Origin of the sequence: Streptomyces sp. NPDC006624 (assembly GCF_040611555.1) — a bacterium.
In the GTDB taxonomy this organism is placed as follows: Bacteria; Actinomycetota; Actinomycetes; order Streptomycetales; family Streptomycetaceae; genus Streptomyces.
Genome location: NZ_JBEXOM010000010.1, coordinates 15,014 through 36,422 on the forward strand (window position 1 = coordinate 15,014; position 21,409 = coordinate 36,422).

Below are 21,409 nucleotides of genomic sequence, written 5' to 3' on the forward strand. Positions count from 1 at the left end.
TTCACGGGGATGCCGGCAGACGTGAGCAGACGGGTGCGCCGCTGGGCGCGGACCGTGCGGGGACGCGCGGCCGCCCGCGGTGACTCGGGCATGACCGCGATCGAGTTCGTGCTGCTCACCCCGGTGCTGTTCTTCATGATCTTCGCGACCGTGCAGTTCGCCCTGTACTTCTTCGCCGACCACGTGGCCCAGGCGGCGGCCCAGGCAGGGGCGCGCAAGGCCCGCGCCACGGCCGACGAACAGCCCGGCGCGTGGCGGGGGGAGGCCCGGAGCGTGGTCGACAGCTACATCGAGCAACTGGGCCCGCAGCTGGTGCTGTCCCCGGACGTGACGATGCTGCAGCCGGAGCAGAACACGGTGGGCGTGGAGATCGCCGCGCGGGTGCCGACGGTCTTTCCGGGGCTTGACCTGACGGTGCACGCGCAGTCGGTGGGCCCGGTGGAGCGGTTCGTGCAGGAGGAGGGGAACTAGATGGGCGTCTCTTCCCCGGCCCGGCGTGCGACGAGGGCCCGGTGCGACGACCGGGGCCTGTCCACGGTCGAGGTCGTGATCCTCGCCCCGGTGATGATCCTGTTCATCCTCGTCCTGGTGGCCTTCGGCCAGCTCGTGGACGGCCGCGGGGCCCTCGACGGCGCGGCCCGGGACGCGGCCCGCGCGGGATCGATCCAGAAGAACCACGCCCTGGCCATGGCCGAGGCGAAGAAGGCCGCCGAGGCGAACCTGACGGACGTCTGCTCGGGCCCGGTGTCGGTCGTCCAGACCAGCCAGGGATTCGAGCCGGACACCATCTTCACGGTGGAGGTGAGCTGCCAGGTGCGCGGTCTCGCCATGCTCGGCCTCGACGTCCCGACGCGGCTGTCGGCCAGCTTCAGCTCGCCGCTCGACCCGTTCCGGAGGTCGGCGTGAGACGCGAGGTGCCGCGGGGCGCGCGTTCCTGGTGGGCGGCGCGCGGGGAGGCGCTGGACGACCGCGGCTCCGGCGCCGGGGCGGTCATCATCTTCGCGCTGGTCTTCCTCTCCCTCTCCGCGTTCGTCATCGACGGCGGCCTGTCCATCTCCAAGCGGGAGCGCGCCGCGGACATCGCCGAACAGGCGGCCCGTTTCGCCGCCCAGGACATCGACCGCGAGGCCCTCTACGACAACGAGGGCGGCCCGGCCCCGATCAACTTCGAGAACTGCGACGCCCGTGTGAAGGCCTTCGCCCGCGAGATGGACATGACGGGCGCGGACATCGCCGCGACCCACTGCGTCGCGGCGGACGCCCAGCAGGTCGAGGTCGAGGTGCAGCTCACGTACTCACCGGTCTTCACGGGCATGTTCTACGGCGGGGACGTGGTCGTGCACGGGCAGGCCGTGGCGGAGAACCAGGTCGGCTGAGCAGATCCGGAACCTCCGGCGAATCTGCACAGTGTTCACCACGAGGTCGTCACGGAATGGGCCGCTGACCGGGGCAGTCTTCTTCCTTCCCCCGGCTCGCCCCTTTCCTGCTCCTTACCCGCCGGTATTCCCGCACCTCTGTACCGTCCAGCGGCAGAAGATGTGAAGAAGACGGGATCTCCGGTGACCGAATGGTCACACCCATGAATCCCCGCCCGCAATTCCGGCCCGATCCCCTGACCACTGGCTGGCTGTGCCCTCTTCCGGCGTGCTTTGATCAGTCGCGCTCGAGCATTTCGAAAATTTTTGCAACGAAGGGACCCACCCCTCATGGCCTTCACGCCGCAGATCGAGACCGCCCAGATGTCCGACGCCGAACTGGACACCATCGCCGGCGGCCAGGCGGGCGGCGTCGCCGCGGGTGCCGGTGCCGCAGCCGGTCTCTACGTCGAGACCACGGCCGCCGGCCTCACCGCCGGCGTCGGCGGCGGCCTGGGCCTCGCCGTCTCGCCGCAGGGCATCGCGGCGGACCTGCACCTCAACGCCGCGGTCGCTTCCTGACGAACGCGCGGAAAAAGGCCCCGGACTCCGGTCCGGGGCCTTTTCCCACTTCACGCGGCGGCAGCCTACTTCCCGCCACCGCCCCCTTTACCGCCCCGCTTGTCCTCGGTCTTCATGGCGTCATTGGCCTTCTTGGCGAGTTCGTCGTCGAGCTTCTTGAACTCCCGCACCACGGCATCGGACATACTCGCCAGCGCGTCCAACTGCTGCGTGATGTCCTCACGCCCGTCCTCCCAGTTGGACTCGAAATCGTCCAGCGCGTCATTGACGCTGCCGTCGCCGATGTCGTCCTTGTAGGACTCGAAGAGCTTCTTGGTGTGATTCAGACGGGTCTTGATGGAGCGCAGCCGCCGCCCGTATCCCTCCAGCTCCGTCAGCGGGAGCGCGAGGTCGCTTTTGCCCTTGCCCATGTGGAAGTCCCCCACGTCCGACATCCGATCTCATCGGAACCGTATCCCGACACGCATCGGGCGTCGAACGGTTGTGCCGGGTAAGTTCTGGGCGGTGAAAGGCAAGAAGCAGTGAGAGCTCGGGTCGAGCTCGTTCCGGAAAGCGTGCCGACTCGAGGTGACGGCACCCTCGCTGCTGCTGTGGTCGGGGGCGGTCGAGGGGATCCCGGACCGGCTCGAGGACCTCGAACAGCCCCATGTCGTGCGCCGCATGTGCCACATGGCTGCCGACCTGCAGCTCGCGTACTTGCTGCAGGCCCTGATCACGGCCGCCGTCACGGCCGGCGGGGAGGTCGGGCCGCGAGCGGCCAGGATCGCGGACGCCCTGGCTGTCGCGTCCGGCATCGCGGACGCGACAGCGAGAAGTGCTCCGTCACTGGTCTTCAGGATGTGGCGAGTCGCCCATCTCCCTGGACTCCTCCGCCCCGACGCGGGCACGCCCGAGGAGGGAAAAGCCGGGTTCCGGGCCTATGACCAGGCGCTCGAAGCCCTGATGACGCCCGCCTGACCGCCTCGATTCAGCGGTTGACCGACTGGATCTCCTGCACGTCCATGTCCTGCGTCGTCTCGAACGTGCCGTCCGGCAGGTCGCCCCCGGAGCCGTCCGAGCCCTCCCAGGAGACCTGCCAGGTGACGCTGGCGGAGAGCTTGTACGGGCTGCCGCTGGTCGCGCGCAGGTAGCGGATGCCGCACGGTGGGGTCTGCTCCGCGCTGCCCTTGGTGTACGGCGTGCCGATGCTGCCGTCGTCGTCGATCTCGCAGTCGCCGGAAGCGGGGAAGACCTCGGCGTCGTCCGTGCCCGGGTCCAGGTGCAGGGCGACCGGCTTGGCCGTCGTCTCCGCCCACAGGCCCGTGTTCGGCAGCTCGGCGCGGACCTTGACCTCCTTGAAGGTGCCCTTGTCGAGCCAGACCCAGGTGGGCAGGTTGACCGTCGACTTGGTCGCGGGCTTCAGCTCCACCCGGGTCTCGGGGACCTTGACCTTGTCGTAGGCGTAGTCGGCGAGGGTCTCCGGCGTGGGGGCGTTGGGGTCGTCGGGGATCTGACCCGCGTCCTGCCAGAACATCAGGCGGCTGCACAGCGAGGTGTCGTCGATCGCCGTGACGTCGGGCGCGACCCCGCGCCAGAAGTAGCCGTCCTTGCCGAGGTTGTAGTTCTTGTAGCCCTTCACCGTGGACGGCTCGGTGAAGATCGTGGTCGCGTCCTTCTCGTCCCTGAAATGGTCGGTCCAGAGTTCCGATCCGAACCAGCCGTCCCGCAGGCCGACGTCACCACTGCCGTTGTTCTCGGCGAAGTCCTTGAGCTGCTCAGGGGTGAAGACGGGCTCGTACCAGCACAGCGGTGGCTCCCAGTTCACGTCCGTCGACGAGAGCGTGCCCTGCTTGCCACCGGTGGCACCACTCGTCTGCGTGACCTTGATCCGGGTCCGCTGTGCGGAGGCGGACAGTTCGCCACCGCCGCTGCTTCCGCCACGCACGTCGCTGCCCGACCCTCCGAACGCGTCGGCGGGCGTCGAGGCCAGGAGAGCCAGGGCGAGTGACGTGGCGATCAGGGGCATCGGCCGGTACCGCGTGCTCACTTGGAACACCCCCCTCGCTTGCCGTGCACCGACGCGTTCTGCCACACGCCCTGCTCGTTCTTCGCCAAGGAGAGCGAGTAGAGGACGTAGGGGTCCGTACCCGCCGGGTTCCCCTCGATTTCGCCGGTCTTGCGGTTCCTGGTCTTCGCCTCGGTCTCGTCCGTGCAGTACGTGAGCGCGGCTCCCCTGCCGTTCTCGGCCAGGGTGACCTTCGGGTCGAAGACCGGTAGTTCGCCGATGACGGTGAGGTTCTTGTCCGTGTAGGACTTGATCCACTTCCTGGTCTGCCCGCGGATCCCCTCGGTGTCGTAGAAGGCGACCGCCTCGCTGTCCGGGTCGTTCTCGATGATCGCCGCGTATCCGGCCCGCAGTTCTTCCTTGGCGTCGGTGAGGACCGCCTGCTCGGCCGGGTCGCTGCTCGTCCAGTTCTCGAAGGTCAGCCGGAAGCTGCTGGGAATGGTGATGTCGGGGCGCTCGGCACCGGCGGGCGTCGACGCCGAGGGCGAAGCCGGCCGACCGCTCTGCCCCTTGTCCGCACCCTTGATGTCGTCCGAACCGCCGCCACTGCCCCCGCCGCAGGCGCTGAGCAGAAGTGCCGCGGTCGTGGTGAGTGCGGCCATTGTGGTGGGCAAAGCACGGCGGGCCACTGGTGTTCTCCCCGTTTTCGATCATCTACGTGTGCGACAGAGAACGAAGCTACCAGGGCCGATTGACCCCCCTCCGCATGGCCTCGGGCGATTGTGTGCAGGCCGTGAGAGAGGTGCGTGGCGAATGCGAAGAGGCCGGCTTTCGCTGTGCCGTCGGGTGGGCGGCCGCTCGGCGCCGCAGGGGCAAATCGGACGTCAACCCGCCTTTGTCCACAGGCCCTTCGACGACCCCGATAAGAGTCCATAAGATCTCTGTAGGCTCAGCACACCCCTCAGCACACACCACCTCACCGCTCGGCCGCACGGCCGTTCACACACGACCTCAGGACACCCGCCATGCCGCGACGCCCCACCTCAAGCTCGACGGGAAGTACGACGGGAGCGACGGCCCCGAGGAACCGGACGCCGCAGCCGGTGCGGATGCGGCGGCGGTCGTTCGGGGACTTCGTCAAGGCGTTCCTCGCCTTCGTCGCCCTGGCCGTGCTGCTGGTCGGTGTGCCCCTCGCGCTCGCCACCCAGATCGGGTGGCCGCTGCCGAACGGCGTGCCCGGTCTCGACTGGCTGCAGCAAGAGATCACCGTCCACACGTTCCTGAACATCCTCACCGTCATCGTGTGGCTGGCCTGGGCGCAGTTCACCGCCTGTGTGCTCGTCGAGATGAAGGCCGCGCTGTCGGGCGTCGGAGTGCCGGGCCGCGTGCCGGGCGCCGGGCCCAGTCAGCTGCTCGCGCGCCAGCTCGTCGCCGCGCTGCTGCTCGTCGGCGCCACCGCGGCCAGCTTCGCCCCCGGCCTGGGACAGCTCGGGCAGGGCTACGACGCCCACCAGAAGCCCACCGTCGCCGCCGCCCAGGCGACCCCGGGTCTGTTCGCCCAGCAGCAGGAGCAGGCCGCCGGCACCGCGGCCGCCCTCGCCGAGCAGGCCTCCCACGCCGCCGCCCACGCGGAGGCCGGCGGCGGCACCGCCCAGCAGGGCGACACGAAGTACTACCGGATCCAGCCGCCCGAGGGGCGTCACCACGACTCCCTGTGGGAGATAGCGGAACGGCACCTGGGCGACGGGCGCCGCTACAAGGAGATCTTCGAGCTCAACAAGGACCGCGTCCAGCCGGACGGTTCCCGGCTCTCCGAGGCCAGTCTCATCCGGCCCGGCTGGATCATGGAGATGCCGGGCGACGCACGCGGCGGCGAGCTCGTCGAGATGCCCGACGAGGCGCCGAACGTGTCGCCCGACGTGCAGCAGCAGATCGCCGACTACGCGCAGACCGGCGACCACGCCCAGGGCGGCGGGGGTTCCGGCGCGCAGGGCGGCGGGCAGGAGCACGCCGGCGGCGGCGCCACCCAGGTGTCCGTCCCGCAGCAGCGCCCCGCCCACGACGCCGGCGACCGGCAGGTGGCCACCGGCGCCGAGTCCGAGTCCGACAGCGCCTTCGGCCTTCCCGAGGCGCTCCTCGCCGCGCCCCTGCTCGCCGCCGGTCTCCTCGGCGCCCTGGGGCGGCGGCGCCGGCAGGCGCTGTGGCAGTCGGCGTTCGGAGCCGTCGGCGGCCGGCGCGGCATGGAGCCGCCCACGCCGAGCGGGGACGCGCAGGACGTCCAGGACGCGCTCCTGGTCGGCGCCGACCCCGAGGGCGTACGGCTGCTCGACCGGAGCCTGCGGGGACTGGCCGCCTCCCTCGCCGAGGAGTCGCGTGCGCTGCCGGTCGTGTACGCGGCCTGGCTCACCAACGGCGACTTGCACCTCCAGCTCGCCCAGCCCGCCGGGAAGCCGCCCGCGCCCTGGCAGCAGGGGCAGGACCAGACGTTCTGGATGCTGGCCCGGACGGACGCCGAGCACTACGAGGACGTCGACACGGCCGCGCCCTACCCCGGGCTCGTCAGCCTCGGCACCATGGACGACTCGCGGCTGCTGCTCAACCTGGAGGCCGTGCCCGGCATCGTGTCGCTGAGCGGGCGGGAGGCCGACCGGGCCGCCGTCTTCGCGTCCGTCGCCGCCGAGTTGGCGACCAACGGCTGGTCCGACCGCATGACCATCACGCTCGTCGGCTTCGGCGAGGACCTGACGCCGCTCGCCCCGAACCGGATCCGGCACCTCGAGGACGTCGAGGCGCTCGTCGAGACCATGGAGGCCGAGACGCGGCAGCGGCGGGGAGCGCTCGGTGCCGCCGGGCACGACTCCGTCCTCACCGGCCGCACCGGGCCCGCCCAGCACACCCGTTGGGCCCCGCACCTCGTGCTGCTCGCCGCCCAGCCGTCCGCCGAGGACGCCGTCAAGCTCGCCGAACTCGCCGCCGACGCCGGCCGGCTCGGCATCGGCTACCTCGTCGGCACCGAGACCGGTGATCTGCCGGGCGCCGCCTGGGAGATGGAGATCACCGGCCAGGGCAAGCTGCTCGCGCCGCTCCTCGGGCTCGAACTCGACGCCCAGCTGCTGCCCGCCGCCCAGCAGCGCGCCGTGGTCCGGCTGTTCACCGACGCGGACCCCGAGCGCGAGCCCGACGGGCCCACGACCGCCCCGCCGTTCCTCGTCGACATCAGCGAGCAGGGACGCCCGGCCGTCTACGCCCGGCTGGTCGGGCCCTACGAGATCATCGGCCTGGACACCCCCGACGGGGACCGCAGCGCCCTGCTGCACGAGGCGCTCGCGCTGCTGCTGCTGCACCGCGAGGGCGTGCACCCGCGGGTGCTGTCCTCGGCGCTGTGGCCGCGCGGCGTCACCGACGACGTGCGCGGCGCGCTGCTGGACCGGCTGCGCGACTGGCTGGGCACCGACCCCGACGGCACGCCCCGCCTCGGCACCGACGGCTCCGGCCGGCTCACGCTCGCCCGGTCCGTCGTCTCCGACCTGGACGTGCTGCGGTCGCTGTACCACGAGGCCACGCAGGGCAAGGGCGTCGACAGCCGGGCCGTGCGCGGGCGGCTGCTCACCGACGCGCTGGTGCTGGTGCGCGGACCGCTGCTCGCCGACCGTCCCGAGGGCCGCTACCGGTGGCTCACCCACGAGATCGTCGACGCCCAGCTGCCGCTGCTCGTCGCGGACACCGGGCTCGCGCTGTGCGAGTTCCACATGGAGAAGAACCGGGCGGAGAAGGCCATCGAGGCTCTCGACGCGGCCCTGCGCACGGCTCCGTCCGACGAGCGGCTGTGGCACGAGCTGCTGCGCGCCACGCACGCCACCGGCGACACGGACCGGCTCACCGCCCGCGCCGCCGACCTCATCGGCCGCAGCGGGGCCCGCGGGCTGCCGCCGCGCACCGAGGCGCTGCTCGACGAGCTGCTGCCGACGTGGCGTGACGCGATCGCCGCGGCGGGATGAGCACCGGGCTGCTGGTCCTCGCCGCCGCGCTGTGGGGTGCGGCGGCGGGAGTGTTCCTGCCGCGGGCCGCGTACCGCTTCTCGGTGCCCTCGGGGGAGGCGTGGCGGGAGCGGTGCCCCGAGGACCATGCCCTGCGGGGCTGGCTGGGACGGGCGGCGTGCCCGGACTGCGCGGCGCCGGGCCCGGGACCGCGCGCGGCACCCCTGGTGATCGCCACCGCCCTCGTCTGCGCGCTCCTCGCCGCCGCCACCGGCACCCGGCCCGAGCTGGGCGTCTGGCTGCTCCTCGCCCCGGTCGGCGTCCTCCTCACGGTCGTCGACTTCCGGGTGCGGCGCCTGCCCGACCCGCTCACGCTCCCCTTCGCCGCGGCCGCCCTCGCGCTGCTCGGCCTCACCGCGCTCGTCCCGGAGCACGCGGGGGAGTGGACCACCGCCCTCCTCGGCTCCCTCGCCCTGGGCGGCGGCTACTTCGTCCTCTTCCTCGTCAACCCCGCGGGCATGGGCTTCGGCGACGTCAAACTCGCCCTCGGCGCCGGCGCGGCGCTCGGCTGGTACGGCTGGCCGACGGTGATGCTCGGCACCTTCGCCGGCTTCCTGCTGGGCGCGCTGTACGGCGCCGCCCTCGTCCTCACCCGCCGTGCCGACCGCAAGACGGCCATCCCGTTCGGCCCGTTCCTGATCACCGGGGCCCTGCTGGGGCTCTTGGTCGGCGCGTACACGGCCTGACCCCGGCGGACCCCGCCCGGCGCTGACTCCCGGTGGACCCTGCCCGGTCCCGACCCCCGGCGTACCTCGCCCAGGCCCTGCCGCCCGGTCCGCCGACGACCCGATGCGTGACGCACCGGCCGTACCGCGCACTGGCCGTACCGCGTACCGGCCTTACCGCGCACTGGCCGTACCGCGCACCGGCCGTACCGCGCACCGGCCACACCGCGCACTGGCCGTACCGCGCACCGGCCGTACCGGGCGAGCCGTCGGCCACGCTCGGCAGCCACGTCCACCCCGGCAGGTCACGGCACCGTGGGACGCGGCCGGTTCCGCCCCCACGGCCTGGCGTCCGGCTCTCCCAACCCCTGGCGTACGCTGGGCGGGTCCGTCCACAACCCTTACGAAAGGGACGCCCGGTGACCGAGAAGGCCGACCTTCAGCCCGTCCTCGACCGTGCTGCCGCCGGTGGGCGGATCACCCCGGACGAGGCGCTCGTGCTGTACCGGGACGCGCCGCTGCACGCGCTGGGTGCCGCCGCCGACGCCGTGCGCCGGCGCCGGTACGCGGGGACCGAGCACATCGCGACGTACATCATCGAGCGCAACATCAACTACACCAACGTCTGCGTCACGGCCTGCCGCTTCTGCGCCTTCTACGCCGCGCCCAAGGACACCGCCAAGGGCTGGACGCGCGACCTGGACGACATCCTGCGCCGGTGCGCCGAGACGGTCGAGCTGGGCGGCACCCAGATCATGTTCCAGGGCGGGCACCACCCGGACTACGGCGTGGAGTACTACGAGAAGCACTTCGCGGCGATCAAGAAGGAGTTCCCGCAGCTGGTCATCCACAGCCTGGGGGCGTCCGAGGTCGAGCACATGGCGCGGATCTCCCAGGTGAGCGTGGAGGAGGCCATCCAGCGCATCCACGCCGCCGGACTCGACTCCTTCGCCGGGGCCGGTGCCGAGCTGCTGCCGGAGCGACCCCGCAAGGCCATCGCCCCGCTGAAGGAGTCCGGCGAGCGCTGGCTGGAGATCATGGAGATCGCCCACAACCTCGGGGTCGAGTCCACCTCCACCATGCTCATGGGCACCGGCGAGACGAACGCCGAGCGCATCGAGCACCTGCGGATGATCCGGGACGTGCAGGACCGCACGGGCGGCTTCCGCGCCTTCATCCCGTACACCTACCAGCCCGAGAACAACCACCTGAAGGGCCGCACGCAGGCGACGCTCTTCGAGTACCTGCGGATGATCGCCGTCGCGCGGCTGTTCATGGACAACATCGCCCACATCCAGGGCTCGTGGCTGACCACGGGCAAGGAGGTCGGGCAGCTCTCCCTGCACTACGGCGCCGACGACCTCGGTTCGATCATGCTGGAGGAGAACGTCGTCTCCTCCGCCGGTGCCAGGCACCGCTCGAACCGGCTGGAGATCATCGACCTGATCCGCAAGGCCGGACGCGTCCCGGCGCAGCGCTCGACCACGTACGAGCACCTCGTCGTCCACGACGACCCGGCGAACGACCCCGTCGACGACCGCGTGGTCTCGCACATCTCCTCCACGGCCATCGAGGGCGGCACGGCTCACCCCGAGCTGAAGCTGCTGGCGTCCAACTGAGCCGACCGTGCTGACGATCCACACCGCCCCGCTGGTCCTGCCGGCGGGCGCGGACCCGGCCCCGGAACGGGCCCTCACCGAGGGGGCCGTCCTGGTGGACGGCGACCGGATCACGGCGGTCGGGCCGTACGACGAGGTCAGCGCGGGGGCGCCTGGCGCGCGCGTGCGGCGCTGGCCGGGTGTGCTCACCCCGGGTCTGCGCCAGTGGCACCCGCTGTGGCTGCTGCGCCACTGCTACCACCCCGACCCGCGCGAGGCCGGCGAGCTGGGTGAGGACCCCCTGTGGGGCGAGCGGCTGGCCGCCCTCGGGGACCTCGGCGAGACCCGCTGGTCGGGCAGCGTGCGGCGCGGGGTGCAGCGGATGCTGCGGCACGGCACGACGGCCGTCGCCTCGCCCGGCGCCCGCTTCCGCGATCCCCTGGTCGCCGCGGCCGTCGCCCGCTCCGGGCTGACCGTCGTGGGCACCACGCACGCCCCCGGCGTCCTGCTCGGCGAGCGGCCCGGCCTCGACCCGTTCGCGGAGGGGTACGACCTCGCGGGCACGGTGCACGGTCCGCTCACCGTCGGCGGCCGGGCCGACCTGGCCGTGTTCGACGTGCCCGACGAGACGGCCCTGCGCGAGCGCGGCGCGGCGACCTGCGTGGCGACCGTGCTGGCCGGCCGGCTGGTGTACCGGGCCCGCTGACCCGCTGACCCGCCGACCCGCCGACCTTCAGGCCCCCAGGCCCCCGGGCCCTCAGGCCCCAGGCCCTCAGGCCGTCTGCCCCTCCGCCCCGCCGGCTCAGCCCGCGAACGCCTTCCCGAAGGCCCCCGGAGTCTGCCGCACGCCACTGCAGTCGGTCGCCGCCTTGCCGGTGCCGGTGCCGGCCGCGCACTGCCGGTCCCGGGCCGTCGCCCACATCGACACCCAGGCGATGCCCTTCTCCTCGGCGAAGGAACGGACCTCGGCGGCGTCCGCGAGCGTGAAGGTCTCGCCCTCGACGTCGTTGACGCCGATCATCGACGTGAGCGCCATGCCCCGCCAGGCCTGCGCGTCGGAGGTGCCGAAGACCTCCTTCAGCTGGGAGTGCGCCGCCTCGGCGGACGTGAGGGCGTAGCCGCCCATGTCGCCGTCGTACGTGGAGCCGTAGTTCATCGTCATGAGGTTGACGGTGGCGACCTGGACGCCGTGGTCGTTGGCGGAGGACAGGAGGGCCAGGCCGTCGTCGCCGAGACCCGAGGGCATGACCGGCAGCGTGAACGAGACCTCCAGGCCGGGCCGTTCCTTCTGCAACCGCGCGATCGCCTTCGAACGCAGGGCGATGGAGGCGGAGTCGGCGAGTTCGTCGCCCTCGACGTCGAAGTCGGCCAGGGTGCTGCCGGCCGCGTCGAGCGCCTCGCCGTAGGCCGCCGCCAGTTCCGTGACGCTGCCGCAGTCCGCCGCGAGCTCCTTGCCGGAGGCGCCGCCGAAGGAGACCCGGACCTGGCCGCCGTTCTTCCTGAGCGCCGCCGTACGGGAGGTGACCGCCGGGTCGTCGACGGCGTGGGTGCCGTTCCAGCTCGGTCTGCACTCGTCACCGTCGGCTATGACGAAGGCCAGGTTGTAGGCCGCGGGGGAGCCGGACGTGTCCGTGGCGGCGGCCTCCGTGGCGCTGACGTACGGGGCGTACGCGGTGCCGGCCGAGGTGCCCGGTGCCGACGTCGCCGAGGGGGCCGCGCGGGCCGGGCCGTCCTGGCCGGAACAGCCCGTGGCGGCGAGGGCGATCAGACAGCAGACGGCGGCGGCGGGTCTCCCCGGACTCCTCATGCGGCGCGCTCCCGTTCTCGTGAGATCTCAGGGGTCAAGGCTCAGTACGTTTCCCGGCCGCAAACGTCTCACGAGGGTGGGGGCACATGACGCGTTCCGTCGGCATTCTCGAGAACTCTCAGAGAAAGGACAGCTTGGGTCTTTTCTCACGGCTCTCTCACATGAAAACCCGAGTTTAGGACACATATCGCGGCTCTAGTGTCCGGGGAATGCATTCCGAGCCCGCCATCGAGAACCGCTCCTCCCGCGGTCGCCGCCGCAAACGCGGCAACGGGTCCGCCGAGGGCCCCGTGTTCGTCGACGCCTCCGGACGCCGCGCCCGGCTGCTGCGCCGGATCGGCCTTGTCCTGGGGGTCGTCTGCCTCGGTTACGCGGCCGTGCTCGGCGCGGCCTTCATGGGCTGGGGCACCTCGCTGACGCCGTCGCAGTTGCTGCCGTTCGCGGGTGCGGGGCCCGGGGGCGTCCCGGCCGGCCCCGGCGGCCCGGCGCCCGGCGCCGGCGGCGTCCCGTCGGCCCCGCCGCGCGGAACGGCGGCCCCGGCCACGGACCCCGCCCCGGCCCCGTCGCCCTCCGCCTCCACCGCAGCGTCCGCGTCCGCCGCGGCGTCCGCGTCCACCGCAGGTGCCGCCTCCACCGCCGCATCCGCGTCCGCCGCCGCGGCCACCGACTGACGGGGGACGCCGTATGACCACGACCACCCCGGCCCGCGGCCGCCGCCGTGCCCCCTCCCGCGTGGAGCGGGCCGCGGGCAAGGCCGCCGTGCTGCAGCGGCCCCGCGTGATCCTCGCCCTGCTGCTCCTGCTCGCGCTGGTCTGCGTGATGCTCCTCGACGGCTATCTGCGCGCCGAGGTCGGCGGCGACCAGCGCGTCCGCACCGGGGCCGCCTCCAGTGACGTACCCGACGACATCCTCGACGGCGGGCCGATCGTCACCTTCCGCGGCGGACAGGCCGCGACCGTCTCCGTCCCGGACCGGACCATCGCGCTCACCTTCGACGACGGTCCCGACCCGACCTGGACGCCCCAGGTGCTGGACATCCTGGAGAAGTACGACGTGCCCGCCACGTTCTTCCTGGTCGGCTCGATGGTGTCGCGCCACCCGGGCGTCGTGCGGGACATGGTCGGGCAGGGCCACGAGGTGGGGATCCACACCTTCACCCACATCGACCTGTCGTACCAGAGCGACGCCCGGGTGCGGCGTGAGATGGAGCAGACCCAGCTCGCGCTGGCGGGCGCGGCCGGCATCACGACCACCCTGTTCCGGGCGCCCTACTCCTCGCAGACCGACGCCATCGACAACTACAGCTGGCCCGTCTACGAGAAGCTCGGCCAGGACGGCTACACCAGCGTCTTCGTCGACACCGACAGCGACGACTGGAAGCGGCCCGGCGTGGCGAAGATCGTCCAGTGGGCCACGCCGGAGGAGGACGAGGGCGCCTCGGTGCTCTTCCACGACGCGGGCGGTGAACGCTCGCAGACGATCGCGGCGCTGCCGAAGTACATCGAGAAGATGCGGGCGAAGGGCTACACCTTCACCACCGTCAGCGGTGTCCTCCAAGCGCGTCAGCAGGACGGGCAGCAGGACGGGCAGCAGGCCTCCGCCGACACCGCCGACACCGCGGCCCCCGCGGCTCCCGGGGCCGGCGGGAACCGGCTCCAGGCCGCCCACCGCGAGGCCACCGGCATGCTCCTCTACGAGGGCAGGGCCCTGGTCGCGGCCGTCGCCGTCGCCGAGTGGGCCGTGCCCACGCTCTCGGTCGGGCTCACGGTGGTCGGCGTGGCCGTCCTGGGCCGCTTCGGGATGATGCTGGTCCTCGCCCGCCGTCACCACCGGCAGCGCAACAGACGCCGCTTCGGCTGGGGGCCGCCGGTCACCCGGCCCGTGAGCGTGATCGTCCCGGCGTACAACGAGAAGGAGTGCATCGCCAACACCCTGCACTCGCTGGCGCGGAGCACCCACCCCATCGAGATCATCGTCGTCGACGACGGCTCCACGGACGGCACCGCCGACATCGCCGAGGCCCTCGGCATGCCCAACGTCCGGGTGATCCGCCAGGCCAACGCGGGCAAGCCGGCCGCGCTCAACAACGGTGTGCGCAACGCCCGGTACGACATCGTCGTGATGATGGACGGCGACACCGTCTTCGAGCCGGACACCGTACGGCAGCTCGTGCAGCCCTTCGCGGACCCGGGGGTGGGCGCGGTCGCGGGCAACGCCAAGGTCGGCAACCGCACCACCGTCATCGGCGCCTGGCAGCACATCGAGTACGTGATGGGCTTCAACCTCGACCGGCGCATGTACGACCTGCTGCGCTGCATGCCGACCATCCCCGGCGCGATCGGCGCGTTCCGCCGTGAGGCGGTGCTCCAGGTGGGCGGCATGAGCGAGGACACCCTCGCCGAGGACACCGACATCACCATCGCCCTGCACCGTGCGGGCTGGCGGGTCGTCTACCAGGAGCACGCCCGCGCCTGGACCGAGGCGCCCGGCTCGCTGAAGCAGCTGTGGTCGCAGCGCTACCGCTGGTCGTACGGCACCATGCAGGCGCTGTGGAAGCACCGCAAGTCACTGACGGACAGGGGGCCTTCGGGGCGGTTCGGGCGGGTCGGGATGCCGCTCGTGGTGCTGTTCCAGATCGTCACGCCGGTCTTCGCGCCGCTCATCGACGTCTTCACCGTCTACGCGATGATCTTCGTCGACCTCAGGGCGTCCCTGCTCGCGTGGGCGGCGGTGCTCGGCGTCCAGCTGCTGTGCGCGGCCTACGCCTTCCGCCTGGACCGCGAGAAGTACCGCTACCTGCTGATGATGCCGCTGCAGCAGCTCGCCTACCGGCAGATGATGTACCTCGTCCTCATCCACTCCTGTGTCACCGCCCTCACCGGCGGACGGCTGCGCTGGCAGAAGCTGAAGCGCACCGGCGAGGTCGGCACCCCGGCGGGGGCGGGCTGATGGGGGCCCACAGGAAGGGAGCGGCACTCGCCGACCGGGTCCGGGCGTCGCCGGACGGCGGCCGCGACCGCTACGTCGACGCGCTGCGCGCGGTGGCCCTCGTCCGCGTCGTCGCCTACCACACCTTCGGCTGGGCCTGGGCCGGGTTCGTCTTCCCCTCCATGGGGGTGATGTTCGCCCTGGCCGGCAGCCTGATGGCGCGGTCCCTGCGGCGTCCCGCGCCCGGGGTGATCCGGGGCCGCTTCCGCAGACTGCTGCCGCCGTTCTGGTTCTGGGGCGTCTTCGTGGTCGGCGCGATGCTCGTGCACGGCTGGATGCCGGGGTGGCGGATCCTGTACTGGGTCGTGCCGCTGGGCGACCCGCCGGGCGACGCCTGGGCCGGGCAGGCCTGGGAGGTCGTCTGGTACCTGAGGACGTACCTGTGGTTCGTCCTGCTCTCCCCGCTGCTGCTGACGGCGTTCCGCCGGGCGCCCGTGGCGGTCCTGCCGGCGTCCCTGGTCCCGGTCGTCGTCTTCACGTACGTCTGGCAGCCGCCGGACGACCGGCTCGGCAGCGCGCTCACCGACCTGGCCGTCTTCCTGTTCTGCTGGCTCCTCGGCTTCGCGCACCAGGAGGGCGTCCTGGCCCGGCTGAGGCCCGCCGCGGTGCTGCCGCTCGCGTCGGCGGCGCTGGCGTACGGCGCCTGGTACGCCTGCGCGCACCGGGCCGGGTACGGCACGTACGACCTCGACGAGATCCCGCTCGCGCAGGCCTTCTGGTCGGCCGGGTTCGTGACGCTGCTGCTGTACGCCAGGGCCCGCCTGCGCACCGGCGCCGGTGCGCAGGCGGGCCGGCACCGGCGCCTCGACCGGCTCGTGGCGGTCCTCAACGCCCGGGCGGTGACGATCTACCTCTGGCACGAGATCGCGCTGATCCTCGCCGTGCCGCTGATCGACCGCCTCTGGGACGTGCCCGCGTTCGAGGCGTATCTGCCGCTGGAGAGCCAGTGGTTCCTGTTCGGTGTGGGCTGGGTCCTGATCGCGCTGTTCGTGCTGCTGTGCGGGTGGGTGGAGGACCTGGCCGCGCGCAGGCGGCCGCGGCTCCTGCCCGGAGGGCGTGCTGCAAGAATGGGCCCGTGACCCGCGCATCCCTGGACAAGCAGCCGCACGAAGTCGCCTCGATGTTCGACGACGTGGCGGAACGGTACGACCTGACCAACGACGTGCTGTCCCTCGGCCAGGACCGGCGATGGCGCAAGGAGGTCGCCAAGGCGGTCGACGCGCGCCCGGCGCAGAAGATCCTCGACCTGGCGGCGGGCACGGGCACCTCCTCGCTGCCCTTCGCCCGCACCGGCGCCTACGTCGTCCCGTGCGACTTCTCGCAGGGCATGCTCCAGGTCGGCAAGCGGCGCCGGCCCTGGCTGCCGTACACCGCGGGCGACGCGACCCGGCTCCCCTTCAAGGACGGCACCTTCGACGCGGTCACCATCTCCTTCGGCCTGCGCAACGTGCAGGACACGGACGCCGCGCTGCGGGAGATGCACCGGGTGACCCGGCCCGGCGGGCGGATCGTGATCTGCGAGTTCTCGCATCCCACGTGGGCGCCGTTCCGCACGGTCTACACCGAGTACCTGATGCGCGCCCTGCCGCCGGTGGCCCGGGCCGTGTCCTCCAACCCGGACGCCTACGTCTACCTCGCCGAGTCCATCCGCGCCTGGCCCGACCAGCCCGCCCTGGCGCAGCGGCTGGGCGGTGCCGGCTGGTCGCGGGTGGCGTGGCGCGACCTGAGCGGCGGCATCGTCGCCCTGCACCGGGGCTTCAAGGAGAGCTGATCCGGCGGGACTTCGCCGGTACCGCTAGGAGGAGCTGAGGACCCGGTAGGGGGTGCCCGGCTCGTCCAGCTCCCGCTGCGGTCCGCCGCGGGGCGGTCTCGGCAGCCGCGGCTCGTGCACGCCTCCGCCGCCCTCGCCGGGGCCGAAGTCGAACCACACGTAGACCATCGACTCCCGCGGCACCTCGGCACCGGGCGGCGGGTACTGGCGAACGACGTAGTCGACGACGGCGCGGTGGAACTCGGGCCGGTCGGGTGCGGTGAGGAACAGGCCCTGCGCCCGGGCCGTCTCGCGTGCGTCCACGGCCATCAGACCGACCAGGCGCGGTACACGCACGTCGGGTGTTTTGCGGGATATGTGCACAGATGTCACCCCCAGCGGTACAGGAAGGGTAACTCCCGCCCGGTACCCGCCGGAAGCGACAGGTGGCTATCTGTGACAGTCGGCTACGGAGCGTCGCCGGCGGGGTCCGCCCGGGCGAGATCGAGCCGGTAGCAGTGCCCCGTCCGCTCCGACGCGGGCGTCGTGAACCGCTCGGCCAGGCGCATCCCCAGGCGCCGAGTCACCGCGATGGAGCGCGCGTTGCCCGCGTCGACCATGGCCACGACACCGGCCACACCGGCGGCCCGCACCCGCTCCAGCGTCATCCGCGCGGCCGCCGTGACGTACCCCTTGCCCCAGTGCTCCCGGCCCAGCCGCCAGCCGATCTCGATCTCGCCCGTCGGTCCCCAGTCCCGCTCCCAGGGCTGCGCCCCGGTGAAGCCGACGACCTGCCCGGACTCGTCCAGCATCGTCCACAGGCAGAAACCGCGCTCGGCGTCGTGCCGGCGCTGGCGGGCGGTGAGCTCCTCGTAGACGGACAGCTCCGCCGGCCTGCCGCCGTGGAACTCCATGACATCGGGGTGGGCGAAGGCCCGGTGCCAGGCGATCGCGTCCTCATCGGTGGGCACACGCAGCCGTACCACGGGCAGAGCTCGGTTCACAGGGCAGCCCTTCAGCCGGGTGATCAATTCTGCTGCATAGACTGCCGGTGTCCAGTGCCGGTCGGCACGCAGATTTCGAACCTTGGGGAGATCCCGCCGTGACCGAGCCCCTCTCCGAAAACACCGCCGATGTCATCGTCGTCGGCGCGGGGCCAGCCGGCTCCACGACCGCGTACCACCTCGCCAAGGCCGGACTCGACGTACTGCTCCTGGAGAAGACCGAGTTCCCGAGGGAGAAGGTCTGCGGCGACGGCCTGACCCCGCGCGCGGTCAAGCAGCTCGTGGCGATGGGGATCGACATCTCCGAGGAGGCGGGCTGGCTGCGCAACAAGGGTCTGCGGATCATCGGCGGCGGCGTCCGGCTCCAGCTCGACTGGCCGGATCTCGCCTCCTTCCCGGACTACGGCCTCGTCCGCAAGCGCGACGACTTCGACGAGCAGCTCGCCCGGCAGGCGCAGAAGGCCGGCGCCCGGCTCTTCGAGCGCTGCAACGTGGGCGCGCCGATCCTGGACGACCGCACCGGCCGCATCGTCGGCGTGCACGCCAAGCTCGGCGAGGACAAGCGCGAGGTCACCTTCCGCGCGCCCCTCGTCGTCGCCGCCGACGGAAACTCCACCCGCCTGTCGCTCGCGATGGGCCTGCACCGCCGCGAGGACCGCCCGATGGGCGTCGCGGTGCGCACGTACTTCACCAGCCCGCGCCACGAGGACGACTACCTGGAGTCCTGGCTGGAGCTGTGGGACCGCCGCGGCCCCGAGGACCGGCTGCTGCCCGGCTACGGCTGGATCTTCGGCATGGGCGACGGCACCTCGAACGTCGGGCTCGGCGTCCTCAACACCTCCGACTCCTTCAAGGAGCTGGACTGGCGCGAGGTGCTGAAGGCCTGGTGCGCGTCCATGCCGGAGGACTGGGGCTACACCCCCGACAACATGACCGGCCCGATCCGCGGCGCCGCCCTGCCCATGGCCTTCAACCGCCAGCCGCACTACACCAAGGGACTGCTGCTCGTCGGCGACGCCGGCGGCCTGGTGAACCCCTTCAACGGCGAGGGCATCGCCTACGCCATGGAGTCCGGCCAGATCGCCGCCGACGTCATCGTCCAGGCGCACGCCCGCTCCACGCCCGCCGGGCGCGAACTGGCCCTCCAGCGCTACCCGCGGGTGCTCAAGGACACCTACGGCGGCTACTACACGCTGGGCCGTGCCTTCGTGAAGCTCATCGGCAACCCGAAGGTCATGCAGATCGCGACGCAGCGCGGCCTCACGCACCCGCTGCTGATGAAGTTCACGCTGAAGCTCCTGGCGAACCTCACGGACCCGACGGGCGGCGACGCGATGGACCGCATCATCAACGGCCTGAGCAAGGTCGCGCCGAAGGCCTAGTGCCCACCGGCCCGGCGGGGGCGCACCCCGCCGGGGCGCGGGCCGTGCGCCACACCGTCAAAACCGCCCCGGACGAGGGCAATCCGGGCACCTGGTGCCGTCCCGAGGTGGGGAGCCGTGCCCGCCGCCGGGAGCGAAGGCCTCCGAGGCGCGTGGGCGGGCCCGAGGTGCGGCTGGGGCCGCGCGGCACCTTCGGGGTGTGAGAGGCGCTCAGAGGTGCCCTTCAGGGCCGTGAGGGCGTGCCGGTGCGCGCCCGACGGGTCCCGGACAGGCCGGGAGGGCCGTCGCCGACGAGCGGCAGCGGCCCTCCAGTCCGAGGTGCGTGAGATCAGAGGACGCGCACCGCGCCGTCCGCCGGGTAGCCCGAGAGGTCCTGGATGACGACGCCCTTGGAGGGGTTGGCCGCGTCCAGGTACTGGCCGTTGCCGATGTAGACACCCACGTGCCACGCGGAGCCCTTGCCGCCCCAGTACAGGATGTCGCCGACCTGGACGCTGGACAGCGGCACGTCCGTGCCGGCCATCGACTGGTCCTGGGAGACGCGCGGCAGGTCCACACCCACCTGCTTGTACGCGGCCTGCACCAGGGAGGAGCAGTCCCAGGCGTTGGGACCGGTGGCGCCGAGGACGTAGGCGTCGCCGACCTGCGCCTTGAGGAACGAGATGACCGTCGCGACGCTGCCGCCGGAGGGCGCCGAGACGGACGGGGAGTCGGACGTGGACGCGGAGAGGGTGGCGCGCTCGGAGCTGCGCTCGGCGCGCTCGGCGGCGGCCTTGCGGGCGGCCTCGGCGGCCTTCTTCTTGGCCTCCGCCTTCTTCTTGGCCTCGGCGAGGTCCTTCTTGGCCTCGGCGGCGGCCTTGGCGGCGGCGGCGTCACGCTCGGCGCGCAGTTCGTAGTTCGCGGCCGCCTGCTGGGTGGCGGCGGCGGACTGGGCGACCTGCACGGACAGGTCGGCCGTCAGGGTGGGCAGTTCGATGGTCTGCGTCACCGGCTCGGCGGCACTGGCCGAGGCCGACGCGCCCGCCGCTGCCATGCTGAGAACACCACCGGCGACTCCGGCGCGCAGGGCGATCGAAGAGGTCGCGCTGCGGCGGGGCTTCCGGTGGCTGCGTATGTGAGCGGTGTGGGACATGGGAACAACCGGTACCAGGGGCTCCTTCATATCTTCAAGAAACGTGTGCTGCGCCACAGTTGCTCAAACGGACCGTCAAAAACCCCGAACGGGGGCCTTTATTGACGCCGTAACGGACATTGCGGACGCCTCGTGACCAGCCTGTGATCACGGTGTTTGATCAATACGCCCGAATTGCCCCGCGCCTACCACCGGTTGGGTTGATTGGCCAAGCCCCGTTCTCATGAACCTCTCATCGATGTGACGGAGGTCACGGAACGGTCGCCCCGGCCGTCGCGTCCCCGGCGCGTGGATCACGGCCGGATCACGACCCCGCGGAGATCGTGAACGGATGCACGCGTCCACACCCCGCTCCGCATGCCCCCTGATGTGTGAACGCGCCTCTATCAAGAGATCGAGTCCATCGCCAATTTGCATGCACGCGAACCATCTTGATATGGAGACGCCCCCTCCGGCCTGCGCTGACGAGCCAAAATGTCACCTCTGGTGATCACTCGGACGCTTCGCGTGTGAAGATCACCGCTCATCCGACTTCATGATCGATCGTCAGGTGGTAGAGATCACAAAGCTTGTGCAATACCCCGTGTCGCAGATCACAGAGCGTCGGGCATAAGATGCACGCGGTTGGGCTTGTGACCTGCTTCACATGTTCCCGATCTTCGCCGGGGCGGGCGGGGTTCAGGGGACGGGTGGGGCGGACGTGAGTCCGATGCACACCGCCAGCAGTCAGTGCCGACTGAGAGGAGCGAGGAGCGGTGAACGCTTATGCGCCCATCCTCGTACTGGGAGCCCTCGGGGCAGGCTTTGCGATCTTCTCCGTGGTCATGGCCACGTTGATCGGACCAAAGCGGTACAACCGGGCCAAGCTCGAGGCCTATGAATGCGGTATCGAGCCGACCCCCACGCCGGCCGGCGGCGGGCGTTTCCCGATCAAGTACTACCTGACGGCGATGCTCTTCATCATCTTCGATATCGAGATCGTCTTCCTCTACCCCTGGGCCGTCACCTTCGACGCCCTGGGGATCTTCGGGCTCGTGGAGATGCTGCTCTTCGTGCTCACCGTCTTCGTCGCGTACGCGTACGTATGGCGGCGCGGCGGCCTGGAATGGGACTGAGGGGCCACAA

General features: G+C 71.7%; 22 protein-coding genes. 15 read left to right on the forward strand and 7 right to left on the reverse strand.

Going from position 1 to position 21,409, the window contains the following annotated elements; all coding sequences use genetic code 11:
* Positions 1 to 9 precede the first annotated feature (9 nt).
* The 4 genes from ABZY20_RS19705 (at position 10) to ABZY20_RS19720 (ending at position 1,937) form a co-directional block, all read left to right on the forward strand.
* Positions 10 to 471: a TadE family protein gene (locus ABZY20_RS19705; protein WP_356442803.1), complete on the forward strand. Its 462-nt coding sequence runs from the start codon at positions 10 to 12 to the stop codon at positions 469 to 471.
* A complete protein-coding gene (locus ABZY20_RS19710; RefSeq protein ID WP_356442804.1) occupies positions 472 to 906 on the forward strand; it encodes a TadE/TadG family type IV pilus assembly protein in 435 nt (144 codons plus the stop codon).
* Positions 903 to 1,376 carry a pilus assembly protein TadG-related protein gene (locus tag ABZY20_RS19715; RefSeq protein WP_356442805.1) on the forward strand — a complete coding sequence of 158 codons (474 nt, stop codon included), beginning with the start codon at positions 903 to 905 and terminating at the stop codon, positions 1,374 to 1,376. The genes ABZY20_RS19710 and ABZY20_RS19715 overlap by 4 nt, the downstream gene beginning before the upstream one ends.
* 330 nt (positions 1,377 to 1,706) lie before the next feature.
* Positions 1,707 to 1,937, forward strand: a complete 231-nt coding sequence (locus tag ABZY20_RS19720; protein WP_356442806.1) for a hypothetical protein — start codon at positions 1,707 to 1,709, stop codon at positions 1,935 to 1,937.
* 65 nt (positions 1,938 to 2,002) lie between these two features.
* Here the strand turns inward: ABZY20_RS19720 and ABZY20_RS19725 are convergent, their stop codons facing one another.
* Positions 2,003 to 2,347, reverse strand: a complete 345-nt coding sequence (locus tag ABZY20_RS19725) for a hypothetical protein (RefSeq protein WP_356443001.1) — start codon at positions 2,345 to 2,347, stop codon at positions 2,003 to 2,005.
* Between the two features lie 157 nt (positions 2,348 to 2,504).
* On the opposite strand from ABZY20_RS19725, the gene ABZY20_RS19730 reads away from it, so the two are divergent.
* Positions 2,505 to 2,894, forward strand: coding sequence for a hypothetical protein (locus ABZY20_RS19730; RefSeq protein WP_356442807.1), 390 nt, complete (start codon positions 2,505 to 2,507; stop codon positions 2,892 to 2,894).
* 10 nt (positions 2,895 to 2,904) lie between these two features.
* Here ABZY20_RS19730 and ABZY20_RS19735 read toward each other — a convergent pair whose 3' ends face one another.
* The gene (locus ABZY20_RS19735) at positions 2,905 to 3,942 is read right to left on the reverse strand and encodes a hypothetical protein (RefSeq protein ID WP_356443002.1); all 1,038 of its coding nucleotides are present in this window, start codon (positions 3,940 to 3,942) and stop codon (positions 2,905 to 2,907) included.
* A 17-nt stretch (positions 3,943 to 3,959) separates the two neighbouring features.
* Complete coding sequence (locus ABZY20_RS19740; protein ID WP_356442808.1) at positions 3,960 to 4,583, reverse strand: hypothetical protein; 624 nt, start codon at positions 4,581 to 4,583, stop codon at positions 3,960 to 3,962.
* A gap of 363 nt (positions 4,584 to 4,946) precedes the next feature.
* Between ABZY20_RS19740 and ABZY20_RS19745 the strand changes: the two genes are divergently transcribed.
* The 4 genes from ABZY20_RS19745 (at position 4,947) to ABZY20_RS19760 (ending at position 10,927) form a co-directional block, all read left to right on the forward strand.
* On the forward strand, positions 4,947 to 7,919 hold the full coding sequence (locus ABZY20_RS19745; protein ID WP_356442809.1) for a BTAD domain-containing putative transcriptional regulator: 2,973 nt from the start codon (positions 4,947 to 4,949) through the stop codon (positions 7,917 to 7,919).
* Positions 7,916 to 8,644 (forward strand): A24 family peptidase, encoded by a 729-nt coding sequence (locus ABZY20_RS19750; RefSeq protein WP_356442810.1) that lies wholly within the window; start codon positions 7,916 to 7,918, stop codon positions 8,642 to 8,644. The genes ABZY20_RS19745 and ABZY20_RS19750 overlap by 4 nt, the downstream gene beginning before the upstream one ends.
* Before the next feature lie 398 nt (positions 8,645 to 9,042).
* Positions 9,043 to 10,242 carry a cyclic dehypoxanthinyl futalosine synthase gene (gene mqnC, locus ABZY20_RS19755; RefSeq protein WP_356442811.1) on the forward strand — a complete coding sequence of 400 codons (1,200 nt, stop codon included), beginning with the start codon at positions 9,043 to 9,045 and terminating at the stop codon, positions 10,240 to 10,242.
* Between the two features lie 7 nt (positions 10,243 to 10,249).
* Entirely contained in the window at positions 10,250 to 10,927 is a 678-nt protein-coding gene (locus ABZY20_RS19760) for a hypothetical protein (protein ID WP_356442812.1), read from the forward strand.
* 96 nt (positions 10,928 to 11,023) lie between these two features.
* Here ABZY20_RS19760 and ABZY20_RS19765 read toward each other — a convergent pair whose 3' ends face one another.
* Positions 11,024 to 12,028 (reverse strand): chitinase, encoded by a 1,005-nt coding sequence (locus ABZY20_RS19765; protein ID WP_356442813.1) that lies wholly within the window; start codon positions 12,026 to 12,028, stop codon positions 11,024 to 11,026.
* Between the two features lie 209 nt (positions 12,029 to 12,237).
* On the opposite strand from ABZY20_RS19765, the gene ABZY20_RS19770 reads away from it, so the two are divergent.
* Genes ABZY20_RS19770 through ABZY20_RS19785 form a run of 4 tightly spaced genes read left to right on the forward strand, consistent with a single transcriptional unit; the run spans position 12,238 to position 16,787 of the window.
* Positions 12,238 to 12,699 carry a hypothetical protein gene (locus ABZY20_RS19770; RefSeq protein ID WP_356442814.1) on the forward strand — a complete coding sequence of 154 codons (462 nt, stop codon included), beginning with the start codon at positions 12,238 to 12,240 and terminating at the stop codon, positions 12,697 to 12,699.
* Positions 12,700 to 12,712: 13 nt separating this feature from the next.
* Entirely contained in the window at positions 12,713 to 14,977 is a 2,265-nt protein-coding gene (locus tag ABZY20_RS19775; protein WP_356442815.1) for a bifunctional polysaccharide deacetylase/glycosyltransferase family 2 protein, read from the forward strand.
* Positions 14,977 to 16,095 (forward strand): acyltransferase, encoded by a 1,119-nt coding sequence (locus ABZY20_RS19780; RefSeq protein ID WP_356442816.1) that lies wholly within the window; start codon positions 14,977 to 14,979, stop codon positions 16,093 to 16,095. Before ABZY20_RS19775 ends, ABZY20_RS19780 begins: the two co-directional genes overlap by 1 nt.
* Positions 16,092 to 16,787, forward strand: coding sequence for a demethylmenaquinone methyltransferase (locus ABZY20_RS19785; protein WP_356442817.1), 696 nt, complete (start codon positions 16,092 to 16,094; stop codon positions 16,785 to 16,787). The genes ABZY20_RS19780 and ABZY20_RS19785 overlap by 4 nt, the downstream gene beginning before the upstream one ends.
* Before the next feature lie 24 nt (positions 16,788 to 16,811).
* On the opposite strand, the gene ABZY20_RS19790 is transcribed toward ABZY20_RS19785, so the two are convergent.
* Complete coding sequence (locus tag ABZY20_RS19790) at positions 16,812 to 17,123, reverse strand: PASTA domain-containing protein (RefSeq protein ID WP_356442818.1); 312 nt, start codon at positions 17,121 to 17,123, stop codon at positions 16,812 to 16,814.
* A gap of 110 nt (positions 17,124 to 17,233) precedes the next feature.
* Complete coding sequence (locus ABZY20_RS19795; protein WP_356442819.1) at positions 17,234 to 17,797, reverse strand: GNAT family N-acetyltransferase; 564 nt, start codon at positions 17,795 to 17,797, stop codon at positions 17,234 to 17,236.
* A gap of 71 nt (positions 17,798 to 17,868) precedes the next feature.
* Between ABZY20_RS19795 and ABZY20_RS19800 the strand changes: the two genes are divergently transcribed.
* Complete coding sequence (locus ABZY20_RS19800; protein WP_356442820.1) at positions 17,869 to 19,152, forward strand: geranylgeranyl reductase family protein; 1,284 nt, start codon at positions 17,869 to 17,871, stop codon at positions 19,150 to 19,152.
* 328 nt (positions 19,153 to 19,480) lie between these two features.
* Here the strand turns inward: ABZY20_RS19800 and ABZY20_RS19805 are convergent, their stop codons facing one another.
* On the reverse strand, positions 19,481 to 20,314 hold the full coding sequence (locus tag ABZY20_RS19805) for a C40 family peptidase (protein WP_356442821.1): 834 nt from the start codon (positions 20,312 to 20,314) through the stop codon (positions 19,481 to 19,483).
* Between the two features lie 725 nt (positions 20,315 to 21,039).
* Between ABZY20_RS19805 and ABZY20_RS19810 the strand changes: the two genes are divergently transcribed.
* Complete coding sequence (locus ABZY20_RS19810) at positions 21,040 to 21,399, forward strand: NADH-quinone oxidoreductase subunit A (protein ID WP_003974383.1); 360 nt, start codon at positions 21,040 to 21,042, stop codon at positions 21,397 to 21,399.
* Positions 21,400 to 21,409: the final 10 nt, after the last annotated feature.

Coding starts and splice junctions, on each gene's coding strand:
- ABZY20_RS19705 (WP_356442803.1), top strand. CDS start 10: ATGCCGGCAGACGTGAGCAGACGGGTGCGCCGCTGGGCGCGGACCGTG.
- ABZY20_RS19710 (WP_356442804.1), top strand. CDS start 472: ATGGGCGTCTCTTCCCCGGCCCGGCGTGCGACGAGGGCCCGGTGCGAC.
- ABZY20_RS19720 (WP_356442806.1), top strand. CDS start 1,707: ATGGCCTTCACGCCGCAGATCGAGACCGCCCAGATGTCCGACGCCGAA.
- ABZY20_RS19725 (WP_356443001.1), bottom strand. CDS start 2,347: ATGGGCAAGGGCAAAAGCGACCTCGCGCTCCCGCTGACGGAGCTGGAG.
- ABZY20_RS19735 (WP_356443002.1), bottom strand. CDS start 3,942: ATGCCCCTGATCGCCACGTCACTCGCCCTGGCTCTCCTGGCCTCGACG.
- ABZY20_RS19740 (WP_356442808.1), bottom strand. CDS start 4,583: ATGGCCGCACTCACCACGACCGCGGCACTTCTGCTCAGCGCCTGCGGC.
- ABZY20_RS19745 (WP_356442809.1), top strand. CDS start 4,947: ATGCCGCGACGCCCCACCTCAAGCTCGACGGGAAGTACGACGGGAGCG.
- ABZY20_RS19750 (WP_356442810.1), top strand. CDS start 7,916: ATGAGCACCGGGCTGCTGGTCCTCGCCGCCGCGCTGTGGGGTGCGGCG.
- ABZY20_RS19765 (WP_356442813.1), bottom strand. CDS start 12,028: ATGAGGAGTCCGGGGAGACCCGCCGCCGCCGTCTGCTGTCTGATCGCC.
- ABZY20_RS19770 (WP_356442814.1), top strand. CDS start 12,238: ATGCATTCCGAGCCCGCCATCGAGAACCGCTCCTCCCGCGGTCGCCGC.
- ABZY20_RS19775 (WP_356442815.1), top strand. CDS start 12,713: ATGACCACGACCACCCCGGCCCGCGGCCGCCGCCGTGCCCCCTCCCGC.
- ABZY20_RS19780 (WP_356442816.1), top strand. CDS start 14,977: ATGGGGGCCCACAGGAAGGGAGCGGCACTCGCCGACCGGGTCCGGGCG.
- ABZY20_RS19805 (WP_356442821.1), bottom strand. CDS start 20,314: ATGAAGGAGCCCCTGGTACCGGTTGTTCCCATGTCCCACACCGCTCAC.